Source organism: Xylophilus sp. Leaf220, assembly GCF_001421705.1.
Classification (GTDB): domain Bacteria; phylum Pseudomonadota; class Gammaproteobacteria; order Burkholderiales; family Burkholderiaceae_C; genus Xylophilus.
Genome location: NZ_LMKO01000001.1, coordinates 923,803 through 947,599 on the forward strand (window position 1 = coordinate 923,803; position 23,797 = coordinate 947,599).

Consider the following 23,797-nt stretch of genomic DNA (forward strand, 5'->3'; position numbering starts at 1 on the left):
CACACGTGAACGCTTCCGCACCATTCCCCGACCGCAACATTCCCCTTTTCGAGCGTGCCCGCGCGGTGATCCCCGGCGGCGTCAACTCCCCGGTGCGCGCCTTCCGCGCCGTCGGCGGCACGCCGCGCTTCGTCGAGCGGGCCCACGGCGCCTATTTCTGGGATGCCAACGGCCAGCGCTTCATCGACTACATCGGCTCCTGGGGGCCGATGATCCTGGGCCACGGCCATCCCGCGGTGCTGGAGGCGGTGCAGAAGGCGGCCGTCGACGGCTTCTCCTTCGGCGCGCCGACCGAGCGCGAGATCGAACTGGCCGAGGAGATCATCCGCCTGGTGCCGTCGATCGAGATGGTGCGCCTGGTGAGCTCGGGCACCGAGGCCGGCATGAGCGCGATCCGCCTGGCCCGCGGCGTGACCGGCCGCAAGACCATCGTCAAGTTCGAAGGCTGCTACCACGGCCATGCCGACGCACTGCTGGTCAAGGCGGGCTCGGGCCTGGCCACCTTCGGCCACCCGACGTCCGCCGGCGTGCCGCCCGAGGTGGTCCAGCACACGCTGGTGCTGGAGTACAACAACGTCGCCGACCTGGAAGCCGCCTTCGCCGAGCACGGCGCCGAGATCGCCTGCGTGATGGTCGAGCCGATCGCCGGCAACATGAATTTCGTGCGCAGTTCGCAGCCCTTCGCGCAGGCGATGCGCGACCTGTGCACCCGCCACGGCGCCCTGCTGGTGTTCGACGAGGTGATGAGCGGCCTGCGGGTGGGCCTGGGCAGCGCGCAGCAGGTGCTGGGAATCCGGCCCGACATCACCGTGCTCGGCAAGGTGATCGGCGGCGGCATGCCGCTGGCGGCCTTCGGCGCGTCGCGGGCGATCATGGAGCACCTGGCGCCGCTCGGCCCGGTCTACCAGGCAGGAACGCTGTCGGGCAATCCGGTGGCGACCGCCTGCGGCCTGGCGACCTTGAAGGAGATAGGCAAGCCGGGCTTCTTCGAGGCGCTCTCGGCCCGCACCCGGTCGCTGGTCGACGGGCTGAGCGCCGCCGCGGCGGCTGCGGGCGTGCCGTTCTCGGGCGAATGCGAAGGTGGCATGTTCGGCTTCTTCCTGCTGGATGCCCTGCCGCAGAACTACGGCCAGGTGATGAAGACCGAAGGCGACCGGTTCAACCGGCTGTTCCACGGTCTGCTCGACCGCGGCGTCTACATCGCACCTGCGCTGTACGAGGCGGGCTTCGTCAGCGCCGCCCACACCGAGGCCGACATCGCCGAGACGGTGGCCGCGGCACGCGACGTTTTCGCGACGCTATAGTTTTCATAGCTAGAGGCCGGCGTCCTGCGCCGGCTGCGGCTACTATTCGCTTGAGAAAGGCCTGCCGGGGTGCCCACCGCCCCGGCAGGCCTTCGCGCGTCCGGCCGCAGCCGCCGTGCCTGCTCCGCACTGCTCCACCACAGAACACCCCTGCGCCGCCGCTGCGCAGTTGAACACCGGCCGCGCCGATGCCGTCTCCCCGGCCGTGCACCGCCCTCCCCCGTAGCCCGACCTGCTGCACCCGTCCACGCCCGTCGCGGTGCCGCTGGTACGCGATTTGCGCAACAGCCGGCAGATGCGCGCAGAACGGCGCGCATCGGCACCGCACAACTCTGGACGGAGACATTTCCATGGACATGGCAGACATCAAGCACCTCGGGCTCGACAACCCCTACAAGAAGGAATACGGCAACTTCATCGGCGGCGAGTGGCGCGCGCCGGTGGACGGGCAGTATTTCGACAACGTCACCCCGATCACCGGCAAGCCGTTCACCCGCATCCCCCGCTCCAACGCGAAGGACATCGAGGCCGCGCTCGATGCGGCGCATGCGGCCAAGGCGGCCTGGGGCAGGACCTCGACCACCGAGCGCTCCAACCTCCTGCTGAAGATCGCCGACAGGATGGAGGCCAACCTGAAGACGCTGGCGGTGGCCGAAACCATCGACAACGGCAAGCCGCTGCGCGAGACGATGGCCGCCGACCTGCCGCTGGCGGTCGACCATTTCCGCTACTTCGCCGGCTGCATCCGCGCCCAGGAAGGCGGCATCAGCGAGATCGACCACACCACCATGGCCTACCACTTCCACGAGCCGCTGGGCGTGGTGGGCCAGATCATTCCGTGGAACTTCCCGATCCTGATGGCGGTGTGGAAGCTGGCTCCGGCCCTGGCCGCCGGCAACTGCGTGGTGCTCAAGCCCGCCGAGCAGACGCCCGCCTCGATCCTGGTGCTGTTCGAGCTGATCGGCGACCTGCTGCCGCCGGGCGTGGTCAACATCGTCAACGGCTACGGGCTGGAGGCCGGCAAGCCGCTGGCGAGCAGCCCGCGCATCGCCAAGATCGCCTTCACCGGCGAGACGACGACCGGCCGGCTGATCATGCAATACGCCAGCCAGAACATCATCCCGGTGACGCTGGAGCTGGGCGGCAAGAGCCCCAACATCTTCTTCGCCGATGTGATGGATATGGACGACGCCTTCTTCGACAAGGCGCTGGAAGGTTTCGCGATGTTCGCGCTGAACCAGGGCGAGGTGTGCACCTGCCCCAGCCGGGCGCTGGTGCAGGAATCGATCTACGACCGTTTTATAGAGCGCGCGTTGGAGCGGGTGAAGGCGATCAAGCAGGGCCATCCTCTGGAGGCCGACACGATGATCGGCGCGCAGGCCTCGCAGGAGCAGTTGGAGAAAATCCTCTCCTACATCGACCTGGGCAAGCAGGAAGGCGCCGAATGCCTGATCGGCGGCGAGCGGCTGACCCAGCCCGGCGACGCGGCCGGCGGCTACTACGTCAAGCCGACGGTGTTCAAGGGACACAACAAGATGCGCATCTTCCAGGAAGAGATCTTCGGCCCGGTGCTGTCGGTCACTACCTTCAAGAACGAAGCCGAGGCGCTGGAGATCGCCAACGACACGCTCTACGGCCTGGGCGCCGGCGTGTGGAGCCGCGACATGAACACCGCGTTCCGCATGGGCCGCGGCATCCAGGCCGGGCGGGTGTGGACCAACTGCTACCACGCCTACCCGGCGCACGCGGCCTTCGGCGGCTACAAACAGTCGGGCATCGGACGCGAGAACCACCGGATGATGCTGGACCACTACCAGCAGACGAAGAACCTGCTTGTGAGCTACAGCCCCGACAAGCTCGGGTTCTTTTAGACCTCCCCCAGGCTCCGCTCACTGCGTGTGCTGCGCCTACCCCCTCGCTGGGGGCGAGACCGGCGGACCGGCGGAGCCGGTTCCGCGGTCTCTCTGGAATCAGGCAGACAGTGGCGCCTGATTCGGGCGGGCCACGGCCGGCGGTGGCTGCTGGCGGTTAGCTGCGGCCGGTAGTCGCGGTTCTGCAGGCTTGCATATACCGCTGCGGCTGCGGCTGCGCATTTCGACACGGGGCGCAATCGCCCCCACCAGAAAGGTCCGATGTGGATGCAGAGAATATTCCGGCCAGGGTGTCGGCTACGCCGGCGGCCGAGGCGCTGATCGGGGAGCTGGCGGCGCAGCACGGGGCGCTGATGTTCCACCAGTCGGGCGGGTGCTGCGACGGAAGCGCGCCGATGTGTTTCGCGGCGGGCGAGTTCCTGGTGGGGGACAGCGACGTGCTGCTGGGCGCCATCGGCGGCATGCCGTTCTACATGAGCCGCAGCCAGTTCGCGTACTGGGAGCACACGCACCTGATCATCGATGCGGTGCCGGGCAACGGCGGGATGTTCTCGCTGGAGCGGCCGACGGGGCTGCGGTTCCTGACGCGGTCGCGTCTGTTCAGCGACGAGGAGAGCCGGTTGCTGGCGTCCGCGCCGGCGCCGGGCGGTGCGGCCGTGGCCGGCTGATCAGGTCGTCTGCCGCAGGTGGCGGTAGACGGTGTTGCGGGCGATGCCGAGCGCACGGGCGGTCGCCGATACGTTGCCACCGTGCATCTGCAGGGCCTGGGCGATGGTGTCGGCGGTGCGCTCCTGCAGGCTTGCCGGTCGGTGGCCCGCCACCATGCGCTGCAGCGGCGCGGCTTGCCGTTGCGACGCCGCGTCGGGCGTGGGCCCGGCGCCGGGCGTGTCCTGCGGCGCGTCGCCTGTCGGCAGGCAGTCTTCCAGAAAATCCTCGGGCAGGTGCTCCAGCCGGATGCAGCTGTCGTGCTGCGCCAGCAGCGCCGCGGTCTGCAGCAAGCTGGCCATCTGGCGGATGTTGCCCGGCCAGGGGTGCCGGTCGAAGAGCACGACCACGTCCGGACTGAGCGTATGCGGCGCCGGCTGCGACGGGCCGCCGCGGCCGACCGAGGCGGCCTGGGCCCGCAGCAGCCGTTGGGCGACCAGGGCGCGGTCGGTCCGCTCGCGCAGGGCGGGCAGGCGCACCACCAGGCCGTTGATGCGCCAGTACAGGTCGTCGCGGAAGCTGCCGGCGGCCCGCATCGCCCGCAGGTCGCGGTGGGTGGCGCAGACGACCGCGATGTCGACCGGCACCGGGCGGTCGGCGCCCAGCGGCAGCACCTGGCGCTCCTGCAGCACCCGCAGCAGCCGGGCCTGCAAGGGCAGGGGCATGTCGCCGATCTCGTCGAGGAAGAGCGTGCTGCCGCTCGCCTGGACGATGCGGCCGGTGCTGCCCTTGCGGCGTGCACCGGTAAAGGCGCCCTCCTCGTAGCCGAACAGCTCGGATTCGATCAGCGACTCGGGGATCGCCGCGCAGTTGACCGCCACCAGCGGCCCGGCGCGCCGCGGCGAGTCATGGTGGATCGCCCGGGCCAGCAGTTCCTTGCCGGTGCCGGTCTCGCCCAGCACCAGGATCGGCACGTCGCGCCCGGCCAGGCAGGCCAGACGGTCGAGCACCCGCCCGAGCTGCGGATCGCCGGTGCGCAGGTAGTGCAGGCCCGACAGGGCCGCGCCCGTGCCCGGCGTCACCGGGGCCGGTGCGGTGGGCGCCGATGCCGGCGGCCTTCGCGGCTCGCGCGGTTGCACCGGCGGCGGCGCATCGGCCGCGGCCGCATCGGTCTCCCCGCCCTGCAGCGCCATTGCCCATTGCGGCGCCTGCCGCCGCAGGTACGCCCGGCCCAGTACCTTCACGCCGTTGGGCGTTTGCAGCGACAGCAGGTCCTGTCGTTCCCCGCGGCAGTGCGCCAGGTCGGCCGTCTCGCGGCCGAACAGCGACGAGAAGGTGTGCGCCTGCAGCGCGGCCAGCGACGCGCCCAGCTGGAACTGCGCGCTGCGGTTGGCCGAGAGGAAGCGGCCCTGGGTGTCGAACGCGGCCACGCCTTCGAGCAGCGTCCCCAGGAACTCGGGCCGGGCATGGAAGTGCAGCTGCACCGCCTGCGCGAAATGGCGCGCGAAGAGCTGGTTCTCCACCATCTGGGCCGACATCCGCACCAGGGCCAGGGTGTGCCGGTTCTGGCTGCGGTGGTCGCCGCTGACGTCGATCGCCCCCATCAGCGCGCCCATCGGGTCGAAGATCGGCGCGCAGGAGCAGGTCAGGAAGTGGTGGGCGCGCAGGAAGTGCTGGCTGGCATGCACCTGGGTGGCCTCGCCCTCGGCCAGCGCAGTACCGATCGCGTTGGTGCCCTTCTGCTGCTCCGACCAGGCCACGCCCGGCTGCAGAGCGACCCGCTGCGCACGGGCCAGGAAGTCGTCGTCGCCCAGCGCGTGCAGGATGGTGCCGGTGCGGTCGGTCAGCACCACCATGCTGCGGGTGCCGGCGATCTGGGCGTGCAGGTTCTCGATGACCGGCCGGGCATGCAGGCCCAGGGTGCGGTTGCCGTCGAGCAGGGTGCGCAGCGCGGCGGGCGAGAGGGCGTCGGCGTAGGGCGCCTCGTGCGTCCGCAGGCCGAAGGCGACCGAGCGCGCGTGGGACAGGCGGATCGCGTCGGGCAGGCCGGCATCGGCCACGTCGGCACCGGCAGTCGCTGAGAGAGGTGGCATGGAACTCCTTCGCGCAGGAGGCACCACCGTAGCACGGGTACCGCCCGGTAGGCGAGAGGGCAAGCCCGCAATGGAAGGCGCAGGCCGACAGGGCTCTTGCTACCAAGTCAATAGCATCTGGCCGGCACTGGACGCCGGCCAGAGGACTATTCGGCTCCGGTCAGGGCGTACCGATCGCGGCGCGGAGGCCGACGCCTGCCAGGGGCAATGCCGCCAGCAGCAGCAGCCAGCGCACGCTGCGGTTCGGCAACTGCACCATCACCGCGCAGAGCAGCACCAGGCTCAGCATGTCCTGGAAGAAGAAGATGCGCGCGCCCGAGGCGTAGAGCGAAGGCGACATGCCCACCATCGCCGTCGAGCAGATGCCGGCCGCCCAGAGCAGGGGCGCCAGGCCCCGGCCCCAGCGCGCATCGTGGGCCATCGCCCGGTACAGGCCCATGCCGATGCAGAGGGTACCGACGCAGCAGAACAGGAAATGCAGGTAGAGCATCGGCTCGACCGCATTGCCGGCCACGCCGATCCAGAATTCCTCGAACCGGTCGCGGCCGGTGCGACCGGCGGGGAAATTGGCGATCTCCAGCAGCCGGGTAGCTTCGGTACGGCCCGGTCCGACCAGCTGCGCGACCATCGGCAGCGAGAAGAGCAGCACCGGCGCGACCGCCAGAGCCCGGTCGACCAGGTCGCGGGTTCGCAGCCACACCACGCCCAGCAGTGCGAGCGCCAGCAGGAAGGTCACCGCGTTGCCCGCGGCGAACACATGGCCGAAAGCGAGCTGGAAACCCGAGAACACCCGCTCGACCAGATCGAGCTGCAGGTACTGCGGGAACCAGTAGGTCGTGTGCACGCCGAACCGGGAGCTTGTGCCCGGCGCCAGCAGCACGGTGAGCAAGGACACCACGCCCACCGCCATCTGCACCAGGTGCAGGCCCCGCAGCCGTCCCTGCCGCCACCACCAGACCGCCAGCACCGTCTCCAGCCCCAGCAGCAACAGGCCCACCTGTTCGTGGTTGCAGGCGTACACGGCGGCCGGCACCGTCAGCAGGAAGACCCGCCGCGGAAGGTCGGGCCGCGAGAACGGCAACAGCGCCACCGTCGCCAGCGCCAGCGGCCAGGCGTAGTTGAACGATCCGGTCATCCACCAGAACGCGGGGCGGGCCACCTCGGCATCGATGAGGAACAGCCCGGCGCAGAGCATCGCCATCTGCAGCGGCCGGCGCACCGCGCCCAGGTAGTAGGCCAGCATGCCGAAGAGCAAGGCGGTCATCGCGGTGGTGACGACGCGCCAGAGCATGACCGACTGCACCATCGCCACCGTCGTCGAGTCGATCAGGAAGCGGCCCGACCAGATCTGGTAGCGGTGGGCGACATACTCGAACAGCCGCTTGTCGCGCAGGGCGTCGCGGTACATCATGTCGTCGCCGCCGCGCAGGCCATGGGTCCAGGCGATGGTCAGCACCACCAGCACGAAGAGCACGAAGACCATCCGCCCGGCGCGCTCGGCCGGGATCATCGAAGCGAACTTAGCCATGGTCCTGCAGCGCCAGGCCGGTGTCGAAGGTGTGCACGGTGCCCTCGCGCTCGAAGCGCAGGTAGATGCGGGTGAAGCCGCGGTCGGTGGTGCGGCGGCGGCGCACCGCGGCCTCGAAGGTACGGGCCGGTGCCGAGTGGTTCTCGCCCGGCTCGCCGGGAAGGGGCGCACCGAGCGGCATGCGGGTCTGCAGCAGCCGTGCGGCGCCGGTTCCCGGCGCCACCAGCAGAATCTGCAGCCGGGCCGCGCGGGCGGAGGGGATCCCCGGCCCCTCGATCCAGCCGCGGATGCGGTAGCTGCGGCCTTCGCCCTGTAGGAAACGGTGGTCGATGCCGAACCGCACGCCTTCCGGCACCGGCCCCGCCCCTACGGCATCGGCCGCCAGGGCGGTGGAGGTGCGGGATTCGCGGGCGTAGAGCAGGCCGACCGCGGCGCTCGGCAGCCCCACGCAGGCGCCGAGCTTGGCCAGCCCGACGAACAGCGTCCGCCGCGACAACGGCGCGGAAGGTTCCGCGGAGGATGGCGCGGGCGGCGCCATCAGTGGCGGAAATGACGGACGCCGCTGAACACCATCGCCACGCCGCGCTCGTCGGCGGCGTCGATGACTTCCTGGTCGCGCATGCTGCCGCCGGGCTGGATCACGCAGGTGGCGCCCGCGTCGACCACCACGTCGAGGCCGTCGCGGAACGGGAAGAACGCATCGCTCGCCACCGCCGTGCCGGCCAGCGACAGGCTGGCGTGCTGGGCCTTGATGCTGGCGATGCGGGCCGAGTCGAGCCGGCTCATCTGGCCGGCGCCCACGCCCATCGTCATGCCGTCCTTGCAGAAGACGATCGCGTTGCTCTTGACGAACTTGGCGACCTTCCAGGCGAAGAGCAGGTCCTGCAGCTGCTGCGGCGTCGGCTGCGTCTTGGTGACGACCTTGAGGTCGGCCAGCGCGAGCTCGTGGTTGTCGGCGCTCTGAACCAGCAGGCCCGATCCGATGCGCTTGACGTCCTGCGCGTTCTGGCCGCGCGACCAGGCGGTGGCGCCGTCGCGCTGCACGCCGTCGAGCGAAATCTCCAGGATCCGGACGTTGGCCTTGCCCTTGAAGACCTCCAGCGCCTCGGGCGTGACCGAGGGCGCCATCAGCACCTCGACGAACTGCTTGACCACCTCGCGCGCGGCCGCCGCGTCCAGCGGACGGTTGAAGGCGATGATGCCGCCGAAGGCCGAGGTCGGGTCGGTCTTGAAGGCCTTGGAATACGCCTCCAGCGGATCGGCCCCGGTCGCCACGCCGCAGGGGTTGGCGTGCTTCACGATCACGCAGGCCGGCACGTCGAAGCTCTTGACGCATTCCCAGGCGGCGTCGGCATCGGCGATGTTGTTGTAGCTGAGTTCCTTGCCCTGCAGCTGCTTGGCCAACACCAGGGAGCCGGGCGCGGGGTACAGGTCGCGGTAGAAGGCGGCTTGCTGGTGCGGGTTCTCGCCGTAGCGCAGGTCCTGGAGCTTGACGAAGCCCGTATTGCTCTGCGCGGGGAAGGCGCTCGGCGTGCCGTCGGCCTGCAGGGACGAGAGGTAGTTGCTGATCGCCGCGTCGTACTGCGCGATGCGGTTGAAGGCGGCCACCGAAAGGGCGAACTTGTGGTTGTCGGTCAGGGTGCCGAGCAGCTTCAGCTCTTCGATCACCCGCTCGTACTGGCCCGCGTCGGTGACCACGCCCACGTCCTTCCAGTTCTTGGCCGCGCTGCGCACCATCGCCGGGCCGCCGATGTCGATGTTCTCGATCGCGTCGTCGAGGGTGCAGCCGGGCTTGGCGACGGTCGCCTCGAACGGGTAGAGGTTCACCACCAGCAGGTCGATCGTGTCGATGCCGTGGGCCTTCAGCGCCGTCATGTGCTCCGGCAGGTCGCGCCGGGCCAACAGGCCGCCGTGCACCTTGGGGTGCAGGGTCTTCACCCGGCCGTCGAGCATCTCGGGGAATCCGGTGACGTCGGCCACCTCGGTGACCGGCAGGCCTTCCCTGGCCAGGAGCTGGGCGGTGCCGCCGGTGGAGAGCAGGCGGACGCCGAGCGCATTCAGCGCGCGGGCGAAGTCGACGATGCCGGTCTTGTCGGAGACGGAGAGCAGTGCGGTCAGGGACATGAGGGTTCTCAGAGATTCAAAAATCAGAAAAGAGGCTTTTCAGGGGTACCGCGGATCCGGCTCCGCCGGGCCGCCGGTACCGCCCCCTGCAAGGGGGTGGGCGAAGACACGCAGTGCGCAGCCTGGGGGTGTGCCTACTTGAGCAGGTTGTGCTCGACCAGCTTCTTGCGCAGGGTGTTGCGGTTCAGGCCCAGCCAGTCGGCGGCGCGCGACTGGTTGTGCGCCGCCTCGGACATCACCACTTCCAGCAGCGGCTTCTCCATCACCTGGATCAGCATGTCGTACATGCCGTGCGGCTGCTCGCCGCCCAGGTCGCGGAAGTAGCCCGTCAGGCTGTCCCGTATGCATTCCTCGATATGTTGCTTGCTCATGGCCTGTGCGCTTCTTCTACCTGTGTGTCGTTGTTGTCGTTCTACGGCGCGCTGGCGGGCGCCGTCTCTTCTTCGTCCGGCGCCGGGGCAGCCACGGTGGCGGGCATGCGGTCGGCGGTGGACGCCAGTGCGTCGAAGAACCCGGCCACCGAGGCCCACTGGCCGGCGGCGTCGTCCAGCAGATGCATCCGGGCACGGAACTCCTCGGCGCCGGGCAGGCCGCGCACGTACCAGCCGATGTGCTTGCGGGCGCTGCGCACGCCGGTCACCTCGCCGTACAGGCCGTAGTGGTCCTGCAGGTGGTCCAGCAGCAGGCGCCGCACCTCGGCCACCAGCGGCGGCGCCAGGTGCTCGCCCGTCTCCAGGAAGTGGCCGATCTCGCGGAAGATCCACGGCCGGCCCTGGGCGGCACGGCCGATCATGATGGCGTCGGCGCCGGTGGCGGCCAGCACGTCGCGGGCCTTCTCGGGGGTGGTGATGTCGCCGTTGGCGACCACCGGGATCCTCACCGCGGCCTTGACGGCGGCGATGGTGTCGTACTCGGCATGGCCGGTGTAGCCCTGCTCGCGGGTGCGACCGTGCACGGTGAGCATCTGCACGCCGGCCGATTCGGCCGCCCGCGCGATCGAAACCGCGTTCTTCTGCGCCCGGCACCAGCCGGTGCGCATCTTGAGGGTGACCGGCACGCCGTGCGGCGCCGCGGCGGCCACCACGGCCGAGACGATCTCGAGCGCCAGCGGCTCGTCCTGCATCAGGGCAGAGCCGGCCCACTTGTTGCAGACCTTCTTGGCCGGGCAGCCCATGTTGATGTCGATGATCTGCGCGCCGCGGTCGATGTTGTAGGCGGCGGCGTCGGCCATCATCTGCGCGTCGGTGCCGGCAATCTGCACCGCGATCGGGGCGCTCTCGCCTTCGTGGTTGGCCCGCCGCGAGGTCTTGAGGCTGGCCCACAGGTCGCGCCGCGAGGTGACCATCTCGCTGACCGCATAGCCCGCGCCGAGCGACTTGCAGAGCATGCGGAACGGCCGGTCGGTCACGCCCGCCATCGGAGCGACAAACAGACGGTTCGGCAGGGAAATGGAGCCGATCTGCATGGCGTGGAAGGGCGGTGGGCGGGGTGGGCGGGAGCGAGGGAGGCGTGATTCTAGCTGCCTAAATTTTCGGCAGCTGGAATGCGGTTACATCACCGCGCCGGGGAGTGGCGATACTCGGCGGCGATGCAAGCCTGGCTCGATTCCGTTCTCCAACTCCTCGCCCTTCCCGAGTTCGGCCTGAGTACGCTCTTCGTGGCGTCCTTCATCTCGGCGACCCTGCTGCCGATCGGCTCCGAGCCGGTGCTCTTCGGGCTGCTCAAGCTCAACCCGGACATGTTCTGGCAGGCCATCTTCGTGGCGAGCGTCGGCAACACGCTGGGGGGCGCGCTCGACTGGTGGCTGGGCTACGGCGCACACAAGGTGGCCGACAAGTACGCCCACTCCAAGCACCATACCCGGGTGCTGGGCTGGCTGGAGCGGATGGGCCCCAAGGCCTGCCTGCTGAGCTGGCTGCCGATCGTGGGCGATCCGCTCTGCGCGGTGGCCGGCTGGTTGCGGATGCCCTTCTGGCCCTGCCTGTTCTACATGGCGATCGGCAAGTTCCTGCGCTACCTCACGATGACCGCGGCGCTGCTCTACGTCTTTCCGTCGTGATGCTACGTTTTCGATAGCTGGAAGCCGGCGGCCGGCGCCGGCCAGAAGCCGATCGGGCTCAGGTTTCCGCTTTTCCGCCGATCAGCGCATACGGCCCTCCCCGCTCCAGCGCCCGGTGGTAGGCCGGCCGGGCGTGGATGCGCTGCATCCAGTCCATCAGCCGCGGCCAGCTCGCATCCAGCCCACCGCGCGCGGCCGCTGCCTCCACCGGAAAGCTCATCTGGATGTCGGCGCCGCTGAAATCCTCGCCGGCGAACCAGGTGCTGAGGCCCAGTTCGCCCTCCAGGTAGTCGAGGTGCTGGCGGATCTGCGGCATGACGAAGGTCGACTTCGCCTTGCCCGCGATCGCCTTGACCACCGGCCGGACGAAGAAGGGCACCGGCGTGGTCTCGATCCGGTCGAACACCAACTTCAGCAGCAGCGGCGGCATGGCCGAGCCCTCGGCGTAGTGCAGCCAGTAGCGGTAGCGCTGGAAATCCACCGTGCCCGGCGGCGGCGAGAACTCGCCCGGGCCGTAGCGCTCGATCAGCGTCTCGACGATCGCACCCGATTCGGCCAGCGGGCTGCCGCCTTCGATGGTGACCACCGGCGACTTGCCCAGCGGATGCACCGCCCGCAGCGCCGGGGGCGCCAGCATCGTCTTCGGGTCGCGCGCATAGCGCACCACCTCGTAGGGCAGCCCCAGCTCCTCCAGGAGCCAGAGCACGCGTTGCGAGCGGGAGTTTTCGAGATGGTGGACGGTGATCATCCGGGCAGTATTCCATGCCCGGCGTCGGTGGAGGCCGACGCAGTGCAGCGCACCGATGTGCGCTGTCTCCTGTCAGCCCAGCTGCCAGCCCCTTGTACGGAGCGGCAGGCGGGCCATGCGGTCAGACGTTGAACAGGAAATTCATCACGTCGCCGTCCTTGACGACGTACTCCTTGCCTTCGGAGCGCATCTTGCCAGCGTCCTTGGCGCCCTGCTCGCCCTTGAAGGCGATGTAGTCGTCATACGCGATCGTCTGGGCACGGATGTAGCCGCGCTCGAAATCGCCGTGGATCACGCCGGCGGCCTGGGGGCCGGTGTCGCCGATGTGGATGGTCCAGGCGCGGACTTCCTTCACGCCGGCGGTGAAGTAGGTCTGCAGGCCCAGCAGCTTGAACGCTGCGCGGATCAGGCGGTTCAGGCCCGGCTCCTCCTGGCCGATCTCGGCCAGGAACATCTTCTTGTCCTCGTCGTCCATCTCGGACAGGTCGGCCTCGATCTTGGCGCAGATGGCGACCACCGGGGCGCCCTGTTTGGCGGCGTAGTCGCGCAGCCGGTCGAGGTAGGGGTTGTTCTCGAAGCCGTCCTCGGCCACGTTGCCGACGAACATCGCCGGCTTGGCGGTGATGAGGGTGAACGACTTCACCAGCGGCTGCTCTTCCTTGGTGAACTCCAGCGCGCGCACCGGCGTGTTCTCGTTGAGCGCCGCCTGGCATTTCTCCAGCAGCGCGACCAGCTTGATCGCCTCCTTGTCGCCCGAGCGGGCGGTCTTGGTGTGGCGGTGCAGCGCCTTCTCGACCGTCGAGAGGTCGGCCAGGCACAGCTCGGTCTGGATCACCTCGATGTCGGAGATCGGGTCGACCTTGCCGGCGACGTGGATCACGTTCTCGTCGTCGAAGCAGCGGACCACGTTGACGGTGGCGTCGGTCTCGCGGATGTGCGCCAGGAACTTGTTGCCCAGGCCCTCGCCGGTGCTGGCACCGGCCACCAGGCCCGCGATGTCGACGAACTCGACGATGGCCGGCACGATGCGCTCGGGCTGGACGATCTCGCTCAGGGCGGCCAGGCGCGGATCGGGCACCTCGACCACGCCGACGTTGGGCTCGATGGTGCAGAACGGATAGTTCTCCGCCGCGATGCCCGCCTTGGTCAGCGCATTGAAAAGGGTGGATTTACCGACGTTGGGCAGGCCGACGATGCCGCATTGCAAACTCATGGGGAGGGTCCTCTGGTCAACCGGCGATTTTAGGCGGGAGCGGCCGGCCCGCCTGCCGGCGGGGTGGCGGCGGGCGAAAGCAGGTCGGTCGGACCGTCGCCGAATGCGGGTTTCACCCGATCGGAAAACGGCGCGCAAACGTTTGCGCAAACGTTTTCGTCCTTTACCATTCGCGCCCCGTGCCGCAAAAAAAGCGGCCGCCGTTCCACCACCGAAGGAGACCCGCACATGCCATTCACCCGCCGCACCCTGCAGAGCGCCGCCGCACTCGCCCTCCTCGGCAGCTTCGCCGCCATGCCCGCTTTCGCCCAGGAGAAACCGAAGGTGGCGCTGGTGATGAAGTCGCTGGCCAACGAGTTCTTCCGGACGATGGAAGACGGCGCCAAGGCGCACCAGAAGGCCAACGCAGCCCAGTACACCCTGGTGACCAACGGCATCAAGGACGAGACCGACACCGCCGCCCAGATCAAGATGGTCGAGCAGATGGTGGCCCAGAAGATCAACGCGCTGGTGATCGCGCCGGCCGATTCCAAGGCCCTGGTGCCGGTGATCAAGGCGGCCATCGACAAGGGCATCCTGGTGGTCAACATCGACAACCGCCTCGACGGCGCGGCCCTGCAGGAAAAGAACATCGTCGTGCCCTTCGTCGGCCCCGACAACCGGGCCGGCGCCAAGCTGGTCGGCGACTTCCTGGCCAAGGGCCTGAAGTCGGGCGACAAGGTCGGCATCATCGAGGGCGTCTCGACGACCTTCAACGCCCAGCAGCGCACCCTCGGCTACCAGGACGCGATGAAGGCGGCCGGCGTGACCGTCGTCGGCGTGCAGTCGGGCCAGTGGGAGATCGACAAGGGCAACACGGTGGCCGCGGGCATGCTGCGCGAGCATCCCGACCTCAAGGCCCTGCTGGCCGGCAACGACAGCATGGCGCTCGGCGCGGTGGCGGCGGTCAAGGCGTCGGGCAAGACCGGCAAGGTGCAGGTCGTGGGCTACGACAACATCAACGCGGTCAAGCCGATGCTGAAGGACGGCCGCCTGCTGGCCACGGCCGACCAGTTCGCCGCCAAGCAGGCGGTGTTCGGCATCGAGACCGCCCTCAAGGCGATCGCCGAGAAGAAGCCGCAGTCGGCCATGCCCGCCGAGGTGAAGACCGACGTGGTGCTGGTCACCGGCGACGCCAAGTAACACGACCCGCAACCGCACCGCTTCACCGATGGCCCAACCCCCGCTCTCCGGCGACACGCAGGCCGGCCGCCCCGCGCTGCTGGCCTTCCACGGCATCGGCAAGGACTACGCCGCCCCGGTGCTCGACGGCATCAGCCTCGCGCTGCAGGCCGGCGAGGTGCTGGCGCTCACCGGCGAGAACGGCGCGGGCAAGAGCACGCTCTCGAAGATCCTCTGCGGCCTGACCACGCCGACGCGCGGCTACATGCAGCTGGGCGGGGAATCCTTCGCGCCGATGTCGCGCCGCGAGGCCGAGGCCCGCGGCGTGCGCATGGTGATGCAGGAGCTGGGCCTGGTGCCGACGCTCTCGGTCGCCGAGAACCTGCTGCTCGACCGGCTGCCGCACCGGCTGGGCTGGCTGAGCCGCACCGCGCTGCACGACGCGGCGCGGCTGCAGCTCGACAAGATCGGGTTGGCGCACATCGACCCGGGCACACCGGTTTCGCGCCTGGGCATCGGCCAGCAGCAGATGGTGGAAATTGCCCGCAACCTGCTGGACGACACCCGGGTGCTGGTGCTGGACGAGCCCACCGCGATGCTCACCCTGCGCGAGACCGACTACCTCTTCGAGCAGATCGTGCGGCTCAAGTCGCGCGGGGTGGCCATCGTCTACGTGTCGCACCGGCTGGAGGAACTGCAGCGCATCGCCGACCGGGTGGCGGTGCTGCGCGACGGCCGTCTGGTCGACGTGCGGCCGATGGCCGGCGTGCAAGAGGCCGAGCTGGTCGAGCGCATGGTGGGCCGCGCGGTGCACGAGCACGACGGCCGACCGCGCCGCACCGCGGGCCCGGTGCTGCTGCGCGCCCGCGGCCTGGGCCGGGCAGAGGCGGTGCGCGATGTCGACATCGACCTGCACGCCGGCGAGGTGATGGGCATCGCCGGCCTGGTCGGCTCGGGCCGGACCGAGCTGGTGCGGCTGCTCTTCGGCGCCGACGCCGCCGACCGCGGCCGCATCGAGCTCTGCTGGCCCGGCGCACGGCAGCCCGCGGCCCGCACCGGCCGCTGGCGCTCGCCGATGCAGGCGATCCGTGCCGGCATCGGCCTGGTCACCGAAGACCGCAAGTCGCAGGGCCTGCTGCTGCCGCAGTCGATCCGGGTCAACGCCACGCTGAGCGACCTGGGCGCGGTCTCCCGCGGCGGCTGGCTGCGCCGCGCGCACGAGCGCGGGATCGCCCGGCGGCTGGTGAAGGCGCTGCGCATCCGCTCCCGCAACGAAGAGCAGAGCGTCGCCACGCTCAGCGGCGGCAACCAGCAGAAGGTCGTCTTCGCCCGCTGGCTGCACCGCGAATGCAAGGTGCTGCTGCTGGACGAGCCCACCCGCGGCGTGGACGTGGGCGCGCGCGCCGACCTGTACGCCGAGCTCGACCGCATGACCGGCGCAGGCCAGGCCCTGCTGATGGTGTCGAGCGACCTGCGCGAGCTGATGGCCCTGTGCGACCGGATCGGCGTGATGCACGCCGGCCGCCTGGTCGCGGTCTTCGAGCGGGGCCGGTGGGACCAGCAGTCGCTGCTGGCCGCCGCTTTCGGCGAGGGCGGCCGCACCGCCCCGAACCCTTCACTTTCCCACGCACCATGACGACGCCCACCACCGCCCCCTCCCCGGCCACCGCCGCACCGGCCGCCGGCCCGCTGCGCGGCCAGCTCGGCACCTATGTCGGCCTGACCGTGGTGCTGCTCGGCATGGTCGCGCTCTTCGGCAGCCTGAGCGAATACTTCCTCACCCGCGAGACCTTCGTCACCATCGCCAACGAGATCCCGGCCCTGGCCGTCATGGCGGTGGGGATGACCTTCGTGCTGATCATCGCGGGCATCGACCTGTCGGTAGGCTCGGTGCTGGCGCTGAGCGCGGCCGTGACCGCCGCGGCGATCCTGCAGTGGAAGCTCTCGGTGCCGGCCGCCGCCGCGCTGGGCCTGGCCACCGGCCTGCTCTGCGGCGCGGTCACCGGCGCTGTGTCGGTGGCGTGGCGGCTGCCGAGCTTCATCGTGTCGCTGGGCATGCTGGAAGCGGTGCGCGGCGGCGCCTACCTGGTGACCGATTCGCGCACCCAGTACGTGGGCGATGCGATCTCGGGCCTGGCGGCGCCGTGGATCGGCGGCATCTCGGTCGCCTTCCTGCTCGCGCTGCTGCTGGTGGTGGTGGGCCAACTGGTGCTGTCGCGCACCGTCTTCGGCCGCTACGTGGTCGGCATCGGAACCAACGAAGAGGCGATGCGGCTGGCCGGCGTCGATCCCCGGCCGATCCGGATCGCGGTGTTCGCGATCACCGGGCTGCTCGCCGGCCTCGCGGGCCTGATGCAGTCGGCCCGGCTGGAGGCCGCCGACCCGAACGCGGGAGTCGGCATCGAGCTGCAGGTGATCGCGGCCGTCGTCATCGGCGGCACCAGCCTGATGGGCGGGCGCGGTTCGGTGGTCAACACCTTCTTCGGCGTGCTGATCATCGCGGTGCTGGAGGCGGGCCTGGCCCAGGTCGGCGCCAGCGAACCCAGCAAGCGGATCATCACCGGCGCGGTGATCGTGGTGGCGGTGATCATCGACACCGTGCGCCAGCGCCGGGCCGACCGCCGGCTGGCCTGATCGCTGCACGCCGATGGCCACGATCAAGGACGTCGCGCTGCAGGCACGGGTGTCGGTCACCACCGTGTCGCACGTGGTCAACGGCACCCGCCATGTCAGCGCCGAAGGCCGGGCCCGGGTGGAGCAGGCGATCCGCGCCCTCGGCTATGTGCCGAGCGCGGTGGCCCGCAGCCTGAAGAGCAACACCACCGCCACGCTCGGCATGCTGATCCCCAACAGCTCCAACCCCTACTTCGCCGAGATCGTGCGGGCGGTGGAAGACCGCTGCTTCGGCGCCGGCTACACGCTGCTGCTGTGCAACACCGACGACGAGCCGCACCGCCAGAGCGTCTACCTGCAGGTGTTGGCCGAGCGCCGCATCGACGGCCTAGTGGTGGTTTCGACCGGCGACGACGACTCGCTGGTGCGGCAGCTCGACAGCCTGCGCATCCCCACGGTGCTGGTCGACCGCGAGATCGCCGACCCCCACTGCGACCTGGTGGAGACCGCACACCTGCAGGGCGGCCTGCTGGCGGTGCGCCATCTGATGGCCCTGGGCCACCGGCGCATCGCCTGCATCGGCGGCCCGCCGGGCCTCACGCCCAGCGAGCAGCGGATCGAGGGCTGGCGCACCGCGCAGGCCGAGGGCGACGCGCCGCAGACCGCCGACGAATCGCTGCTGTGGCGCGGCGGCTTCACCAGCCAGGGCGGCTACGAGGCGATGCAGGCCCTGCTGGGCACCGCGCAACGGCCCACTGCCGTGTTCGTCTGCAACGACCTGATGGCGATCGGCGCCCTGCGCGCGGCCCATGAAGCGGGCGTGCCGGTGCCGGAAGCCCTGTCGGTCGTCGGCTTCGACGACGTCGAGCTGGCGGCCTTCACCAGCCCGCCGCTCACCACCGTCGCCCAGCCCAAGGGCGACATCGGCGCGCTGGCGGTCGACATGCTGCTGGAGCGCATCGGCGGCCACCGCCGCGAGCCCCGCAAGGTGATGCTGCAGCCCGCGCTGCGGGTGCGCGCCTCCACCGCGCCGTGTGCGCACGGTGCCGGCGCCGCCGAGCCGTCCACACCGCGTTCCTGAAACCTTATTCCCAGCCGAGCCCGCGCCAAGTGTCCGACACCGCTTCTCCCCTTCGCCTGCCGCCCGCCATCGTGGTGGTCGGTAGCCTCAACATGGACCTGGTGCTGCGGGTGCCGCATGCGCCGGCCGCCGGCGAAACCCTGCTCGGCCGCTCGATCGCCAGCCTGCCCGGCGGCAAGGGTGCCAACCAGGCCGTCGGCTGCGCTCGCCAGGGCGCGCGGGTGCACATGGTCGGCTGCGTCGGCGCCGATGCCCACGGGCAGGCGCTGCGCCGCGCGCTGGAGCTGGACGGAATCGACACCGCCGCACTGCAAACCGCCGACACCGCGCCGACCGGCACCGCGCTGGTGATGGTGGAGGACGACGGCCAGAACCGGATCGTGGTGGTGCCGGGCGCCAACGACTTCGTGCGCATCGACGCCGCGGCACTGGCCCGCCACCTCGACGGCGCCGCCTTCCTGGTCGCCCAGTTCGAGACGCCGCTCGACCAGGTGGCCCTGGCGATCGGCGTGGCGCACCGCGCCGGCTGCAAGGTGCTGCTGAATCCGTCGCCGGTGCAGGCCATCGACGACGCGCTGTGGTCGCAGATCGACACGCTGGTCATCAACGAGGTGGAAGCCGGCGCGCTCAGCGGCCGGCCGGCCGACGACCTGCCGCAGGTGGCGGCGGCCGCCCGGGCGCTGCGGGCCCGGGGCGTTGCCCGCGTCGTCGTTACGCTGGGTGCGCGCGGCGCGGTGGCGGTGGATGCGGCCGGGGCACGCCACCATCCGGCGCCGGTGGTGGACGCCGTCGATACCACGGCGGCCGGCGACACCTTCCTCGGCGCGCTGGCCGCCGCGCTGGGCGAAGGCCGGGCGCTGGACGACGCGGTGCGCCTGGGCATCCGCGCCGCGGCGATCTGCATCACCCGGCCCGGTGCGCAACCGTCGATTCCGATGCGCGACGCCGTGCTGCGCAGTCCCCTGCCTCCCGCCTGGACCCTGCTGCCATGAAACGTTCACTCCTGCTGCATGCCGACCTCTCCCAGGTGATCGCCGCGCTGGGCCATGGCGACATGGTGGTCATCGGCGATGCCGGCCTGCCGATCCCCGACGGGCCGCGCCGCATCGATCTGGCGCTGACGCCCGGCATCCCGCGGGTCGCGGACGTGCTGCGGATCGTGCTGTCGGAGATGCAGGTCGAGCGCGCCCTGCTGGCCCGAGAGGCGCTGGACCGCTGCGCCCACGGCACCCTGCCGCCATGGTGCGACGGCATGCTGCCGGTGGCGCCCGAGACCGTCTCGCACGCACAGCTCAAGCGGCTGAGCGCCCGGGCCCGGGCCGTGGTGCGCACCGGCGAATGCACGCCCTACGCCAACATCGTGCTCTGCGCCGGCGTGACCTTCTGACCGGCGGCTGAACGACGGCCGGGTGCAGCGCACGGGCACCGCCTCCGCGCGCCGCCGGGCGGCGCAGCGGCCGACCGGCCTGTGCCCCGCAGCCCGACATTCGACCGCCCCGCCCTCCCTACAATGGGCCGCATGGCTCCTCCTCTCGATGTCTGTATCCGTGGCGCTGGCGTGGTGGGCAGCACCCTGGCTTTGCTGCTGGCGCGCGACCGCCTGCGCGTCGGCCTGGTCGCCCAGCCGTCGTCCGCTGCAACGGCCTCGCCCGCCGGTCCCGACGTGCGGGCCTACGCGATCAACGACGCGTCGCGGCAGCTGCTGCAGTCGCTGCGCAGCTGGCCCGACGCGGTGTCCTGCACCGCGGTGTCGGGCATGCAGGTCTTCGGCGACGACGGCGGCGCGGTGCGTTTCGATGCGGCGGCCCAGAAGGTCGATGCGCTGGCGTGGATCGTCGACGTGCCGGCGCTGGAAGCCCGGCTGGCCGACGCGGTACGTTTCCAGCCGCTGGTCGAGGTGCTGGACACACCCCGGCCCGCGGCGCTGACGGCGGTCTGCGAAGGCCGGGCCAGTGCCACCCGCGATGAGTTCGGCGTAACCTTCGCATCCACGCCCTATCCGCAACGGGCCATCGCGGCGCGGCTGCGCTGCGAGCGGCCGCACGGCGGCATCGCCCGCCAGTGGTTCCTGCGCGACGGCATCCTCGCGTTACTGCCGATGGGCGGCGCGCAGGGCCACACCGTCGCCCTGGTGTGGTCGGTGGACACCGCCCGTGCGCCGGAACTGCTGGCACTAGACGATGCCGCTTTCGCCTCCGAGCTGGAAGCCCGCAGCGGGCATGCCCTCGGCACCCTGGCACTGGAGAGCCCGCGCAGCGACTGGCCCTTGCAACTGGCCCGTGCCGACCGATGGTGCGGCCGGCTGCCGACCGATGGCTCCGCGACACGCACGACGGCCGCCAGTCCCCGCAGCTGGGTGCTGGCAGGGGACGCCGCCCACACCGTGCACCCGCTCGCAGGCCAGGGCCTGAACGTCGGCCTGGCCGACGCCGCCGAACTGGCCCGGGTGCTGCATGCCCGCGACTACTGGCGCAGCCCGGGCGACCTGCGGCTGCTGCGCCAGTACGAGCGGGCCCGCCGCGCGGCCTTGCTGCCGATGGGCCTTGCGACCGATGGGCTGCAGCAGCTCTTCTCGCAGCACGGCCAGCCCTGGCAGACATTGCGCAACTGGGGCATGCGCGGCTTCGATGCCAGCGGCCCGGTCAAATCCTGGCTCACCCAGCGGGCCATGGGCACGCTGTGAACCTATTGCGGCGCGGCGTACTCCCACTGCACGAACCCCGCCCGCCCCCTTGCGCTTTCCGGAGAATCCTGTGAATCTGTCCCGCCATTTTTCGATCTGCGCCCTGGCCCTCGGCGCCCTGCTGGTCACCGCCGGGGCGCATGCCCAGGAGTCGGTGATCCGCAAGAACCTGGCGGCCCGCGTGCCGCAACTGCAGAACATCGACGAAGTGCGCAAGAGTGCGATGCCCGGCCTGTACGAAGTCCGCATGGGCACCGACATCTTCTACACCGACGCCAAGGGCGACTACGTGCTGCACGGCGAGATGCTCGACACGCGCGAGCGCAAGAACCTCACCGAAGAGCGCGTCAACAAGATCACCGCGATCGACTTCGACGATCTCCCCGTCCGCGACGCGTTCAAGATCGTGCGCGGCAAGGGAGAGCGCAAGCTGGCCGTCTTCGAAGACCCCAACTGCGGCTACTGCAAGCGCTTCGAGAAGGAGCTGGCAACGATCGACAACGTGACGGTCTACATGTACCTCTACCCGATCCTGGGCGCCGATTCGGTCGACAAGTCCAACCGCCTCTGGTGTGCCAAGGACCAGGGCCGCGCCTGGCAGGACTACATGCTCGACGAAAAGCCGATCACCGCCGCTGCCGGCTGCGACACCGGCGCCGTGAGCCGCAACGTGGCCTTCGGACGCAAGCTCAAGATCACCGGCACGCCCACCCTGATCTTCGCGGACGGCACCCGGGTGCCCGGCGCGATCGACGCCAAGCAGATCGAGCAGCGCCTGGCCGCCGCGCGCTGACCGCGCCTTTGCCATCCTGCTGCGGCTCGGCCGCAGCCCCTCTCCAGACGCAACCGCCACGCAATGCCACCACAGCCCGCCCTGCCCTCTGTGCACTACCGCGTCGAAGCCGCCGACCTGCATGCCCACCTGTTCCGGGTCACGCTGACGGTCGCTGCACCGGCTGCGCTGCAGCGGGTGTCGCTGCCGGTATGGATTCCGGGCAGCTACCTGGTCCGCGAATTCGCCCGCCATCTGCAGAAGCTGGTCGCCACACAAAGGGGCGCCTGCCTAGCGGTCGATCAATTGGACAAATGCAGCTGGCAGGTCGCCTGCGCCCCGGAGGCGCCGCTGGTGCTGACCTACGAGGTCTATGCCTACGACAACTCGGTCCGCGCCTGCTGGCTCGACAGCCGCCGCGGCTTCTTCAACGGCACCGGCCTGTGCCTGCGGGTCGAAGGCCAGGAAGACATGCTCCACACGGTGGAACTGGTGGCATCGCCTGCGATGGTAGGCTGGTCGGCCGCCACCGCCCTGCTCCCGCACGCGGTGGACGCCCACGGCTTCGGCACCTACCAGGCCGACGGCTACGACACCCTGGCCGACAGCCCGGTGGAGCTGGGCCGATTCTGGAGCGGCGAGTTCACCGCCGGCGGCGTGCCGCACCGCTTCGTCGTCGCGGGCGCGGCGCCCAGCTTCGACGGCGCCCGGCTGCTGGCCGACGCGCAGCGCATCTGCGAGACGCAGATCGCCTTCTGGCACACCGACGGCGGCGCCGCGCCCCACGACCGGTATGTCTTCATGCTCAACGCGGTGGACGACGGCTACGGCGGGCTGGAGCATCGCCACAGCACGGCCCTCATCTGCAACCGCCGCGACCTGCCACGCGTGGGCGAGCCCAAGCAGTCCGAGGGCTACACCACGCTGCTGGGCCTGGTCAGCCACGAGTACTTCCACACCTGGAACGTCAAGCGCTTGCGCCCGGCCGAATTCGCCGCCTACGACTACCGCCAGGAGAACTACACGCAGCTGCTCTGGTTCTTCGAAGGCTTCACCAGCTACTACGACGACCTGCTGCTGCGCCGCGCGGGCTTGCTGGACGACGCGGGCTATTTGCGGCTGCTCAACAAGACGATCAACCAAGTGCTGCAGACGCCCGGCCGCCAGGTGCAGTCGGTTGCGCAGGCCAGCTTCGACGCCTGGGTCAAGTACTACCGGCAGGACGAGAACACCCCCAACGCCACCGTCAGTTACTACACCAAGGGTGCGCTGGTCGCCCTGTGCCTGGACCTGACCCTGCGCGGCGACGCGGCGCGCGCCGTGGGCGGCGCGGTACCGTCGCTGGACCAGGTGATGCGCGGCCTGTGGCAGCGCTGCGCGGCCGGCCCGATGCAGGAAGCCGATGTGCTGGCCGTGCTGGAGGCCGTCGCCGGCCGCAGCCTGGCGCCGGAGATCGCCGCATGGGTGCACGGAACCGACGAGCTGCCCCTGGCCGCATTGCTACAGTCGTACGGCGTCGAGATGCTGGCCGATCCTTCGCAGCCGGCGCAGCGCCTGGGCCTGCGGGTGGCCGAGACCACCGGCATCCAGATCAAGGCGGTGCTGCGTGGCGGCGCCGCCGAGGCGGCCGGCTTCGCGGCCGGCGACGAATGGCTGGGCATAGAGGTCAGCGGAGAGGCCTGGCGCCTCGCCAAGCTTGAGGACCTCGCGCTCTACCTTGGCGGAGAACGCCACTGCACCGCCTGGATCGCCCGCGACCGCCGGATGCTGAAGCTGGCCCTGGAACTGCCCGCCGCCGACACCACCGCTCGGCTGGTGGCACGCGATCCGGCCCGGCTCGCCGCCTGGCTGTCGGCGGCCGATGCGCCGGCCGCCAGTGCTTCGGCGCTCTCCTGACAGGCC

Annotated in this window: 21 protein-coding genes; 13 read left to right on the forward strand and 8 right to left on the reverse strand. The window is 70.3% G+C overall.

Going from position 1 to position 23,797, the window contains the following annotated elements:
• The first annotated feature begins 5 nt into the window (after positions 1-5).
• The 3 genes from hemL to ASE76_RS04225 all read left to right on the forward strand — a co-directional run bounded on the left by hemL (position 6) and on the right by ASE76_RS04225 (position 3,843).
• Complete coding sequence (hemL, locus tag ASE76_RS04215; protein WP_055835033.1) at positions 6-1,304, forward strand: glutamate-1-semialdehyde 2,1-aminomutase; 1,299 nt, start codon at positions 6-8, stop codon at positions 1,302-1,304.
• A 350-nt stretch (positions 1,305-1,654) separates the two neighbouring features.
• Entirely contained in the window at positions 1,655-3,175 is a 1,521-nt protein-coding gene (gene adh, locus ASE76_RS04220) for an aldehyde dehydrogenase (RefSeq protein ID WP_055835035.1), read from the forward strand.
• 263 nt (positions 3,176-3,438) lie between these two features.
• Positions 3,439-3,843, forward strand: coding sequence for a DUF779 domain-containing protein (locus tag ASE76_RS04225; protein WP_055835038.1), 405 nt, complete (start codon positions 3,439-3,441; stop codon positions 3,841-3,843).
• On the opposite strand, the gene ASE76_RS04230 is transcribed toward ASE76_RS04225, so the two are convergent.
• The 6 genes from ASE76_RS04230 to dusB all read right to left on the reverse strand — a co-directional run bounded on the left by ASE76_RS04230 (position 3,844) and on the right by dusB (position 11,030).
• Complete coding sequence (locus ASE76_RS04230) at positions 3,844-5,913, reverse strand: sigma-54-dependent Fis family transcriptional regulator (RefSeq protein WP_055835041.1); 2,070 nt, start codon at positions 5,911-5,913, stop codon at positions 3,844-3,846. It lies immediately after the preceding gene.
• Positions 5,914-6,073: 160 nt separating this feature from the next.
• Positions 6,074-7,441: a DUF6056 family protein gene (locus tag ASE76_RS04235; protein WP_156362507.1), complete on the reverse strand. Its 1,368-nt coding sequence runs from the start codon at positions 7,439-7,441 to the stop codon at positions 6,074-6,076.
• The gene (locus ASE76_RS04240; RefSeq protein WP_055835048.1) at positions 7,434-7,937 is read right to left on the reverse strand and encodes a hypothetical protein; all 504 of its coding nucleotides are present in this window, start codon (positions 7,935-7,937) and stop codon (positions 7,434-7,436) included. The genes ASE76_RS04235 and ASE76_RS04240 overlap by 8 nt, the downstream gene beginning before the upstream one ends.
• A 41-nt stretch (positions 7,938-7,978) precedes the next feature.
• Positions 7,979-9,565: a bifunctional phosphoribosylaminoimidazolecarboxamide formyltransferase/IMP cyclohydrolase gene (gene purH / locus ASE76_RS04245; RefSeq protein WP_055835051.1), complete on the reverse strand. Its 1,587-nt coding sequence runs from the start codon at positions 9,563-9,565 to the stop codon at positions 7,979-7,981.
• A gap of 134 nt (positions 9,566-9,699) precedes the next feature.
• A complete protein-coding gene (locus tag ASE76_RS04250) occupies positions 9,700-9,936 on the reverse strand; it encodes a Fis family transcriptional regulator (RefSeq protein ID WP_055835055.1) in 237 nt (78 codons plus the stop codon).
• A gap of 41 nt (positions 9,937-9,977) precedes the next feature.
• On the reverse strand, positions 9,978-11,030 hold the full coding sequence (dusB, locus tag ASE76_RS04255) for a tRNA dihydrouridine synthase DusB (RefSeq protein ID WP_055835058.1): 1,053 nt from the start codon (positions 11,028-11,030) through the stop codon (positions 9,978-9,980).
• A 123-nt stretch (positions 11,031-11,153) separates the two neighbouring features.
• On the opposite strand from dusB, the gene ASE76_RS04260 reads away from it, so the two are divergent.
• A complete protein-coding gene (locus ASE76_RS04260; RefSeq protein ID WP_055835061.1) occupies positions 11,154-11,624 on the forward strand; it encodes a YqaA family protein in 471 nt (156 codons plus the stop codon).
• Positions 11,625-11,682: 58 nt separating this feature from the next.
• Here ASE76_RS04260 and ASE76_RS04265 read toward each other — a convergent pair whose 3' ends face one another.
• Positions 11,683-12,372, reverse strand: coding sequence for a glutathione S-transferase (locus tag ASE76_RS04265; protein WP_055835063.1), 690 nt, complete (start codon positions 12,370-12,372; stop codon positions 11,683-11,685).
• A 121-nt stretch (positions 12,373-12,493) separates the two neighbouring features.
• Positions 12,494-13,585: a redox-regulated ATPase YchF gene (gene ychF, locus ASE76_RS04270; RefSeq protein WP_055835066.1), complete on the reverse strand. Its 1,092-nt coding sequence runs from the start codon at positions 13,583-13,585 to the stop codon at positions 12,494-12,496.
• Positions 13,586-13,813: 228 nt separating this feature from the next.
• Between ychF and ASE76_RS04275 the strand changes: the two genes are divergently transcribed.
• From ASE76_RS04275 to ASE76_RS04315, 9 genes are all read left to right on the forward strand, one after another.
• Positions 13,814-14,767 carry a sugar ABC transporter substrate-binding protein gene (locus tag ASE76_RS04275; protein ID WP_055835068.1) on the forward strand — a complete coding sequence of 318 codons (954 nt, stop codon included), beginning with the start codon at positions 13,814-13,816 and terminating at the stop codon, positions 14,765-14,767.
• A gap of 28 nt (positions 14,768-14,795) precedes the next feature.
• Positions 14,796-16,382 carry a sugar ABC transporter ATP-binding protein gene (locus tag ASE76_RS04280; protein WP_055835071.1) on the forward strand — a complete coding sequence of 529 codons (1,587 nt, stop codon included), beginning with the start codon at positions 14,796-14,798 and terminating at the stop codon, positions 16,380-16,382.
• Complete coding sequence (locus ASE76_RS04285) at positions 16,379-17,380, forward strand: ABC transporter permease (RefSeq protein ID WP_055835074.1); 1,002 nt, start codon at positions 16,379-16,381, stop codon at positions 17,378-17,380. The genes ASE76_RS04280 and ASE76_RS04285 overlap by 4 nt, the downstream gene beginning before the upstream one ends.
• Positions 17,381-17,393: 13 nt before the next feature.
• Positions 17,394-18,440 carry a LacI family DNA-binding transcriptional regulator gene (locus tag ASE76_RS04290; RefSeq protein ID WP_055835077.1) on the forward strand — a complete coding sequence of 349 codons (1,047 nt, stop codon included), beginning with the start codon at positions 17,394-17,396 and terminating at the stop codon, positions 18,438-18,440.
• A 29-nt stretch (positions 18,441-18,469) separates the two neighbouring features.
• A complete protein-coding gene (rbsK, locus tag ASE76_RS04295; RefSeq protein WP_255357254.1) occupies positions 18,470-19,432 on the forward strand; it encodes a ribokinase in 963 nt (320 codons plus the stop codon).
• On the forward strand, positions 19,429-19,827 hold the full coding sequence (gene rbsD, locus ASE76_RS04300; RefSeq protein WP_055835080.1) for a D-ribose pyranase: 399 nt from the start codon (positions 19,429-19,431) through the stop codon (positions 19,825-19,827). Before rbsK ends, rbsD begins: the two co-directional genes overlap by 4 nt.
• Before the next feature lie 132 nt (positions 19,828-19,959).
• Entirely contained in the window at positions 19,960-21,123 is a 1,164-nt protein-coding gene (locus ASE76_RS04305; protein ID WP_055835663.1) for an FAD-dependent monooxygenase, read from the forward strand.
• Positions 21,124-21,199: 76 nt separating this feature from the next.
• Complete coding sequence (locus ASE76_RS04310; protein ID WP_236698340.1) at positions 21,200-21,916, forward strand: DsbC family protein; 717 nt, start codon at positions 21,200-21,202, stop codon at positions 21,914-21,916.
• Between the two features lie 63 nt (positions 21,917-21,979).
• Positions 21,980-23,791 carry a M61 family metallopeptidase gene (locus tag ASE76_RS04315; RefSeq protein WP_055835083.1) on the forward strand — a complete coding sequence of 604 codons (1,812 nt, stop codon included), beginning with the start codon at positions 21,980-21,982 and terminating at the stop codon, positions 23,789-23,791.
• Positions 23,792-23,797 lie beyond the last annotated feature (6 nt).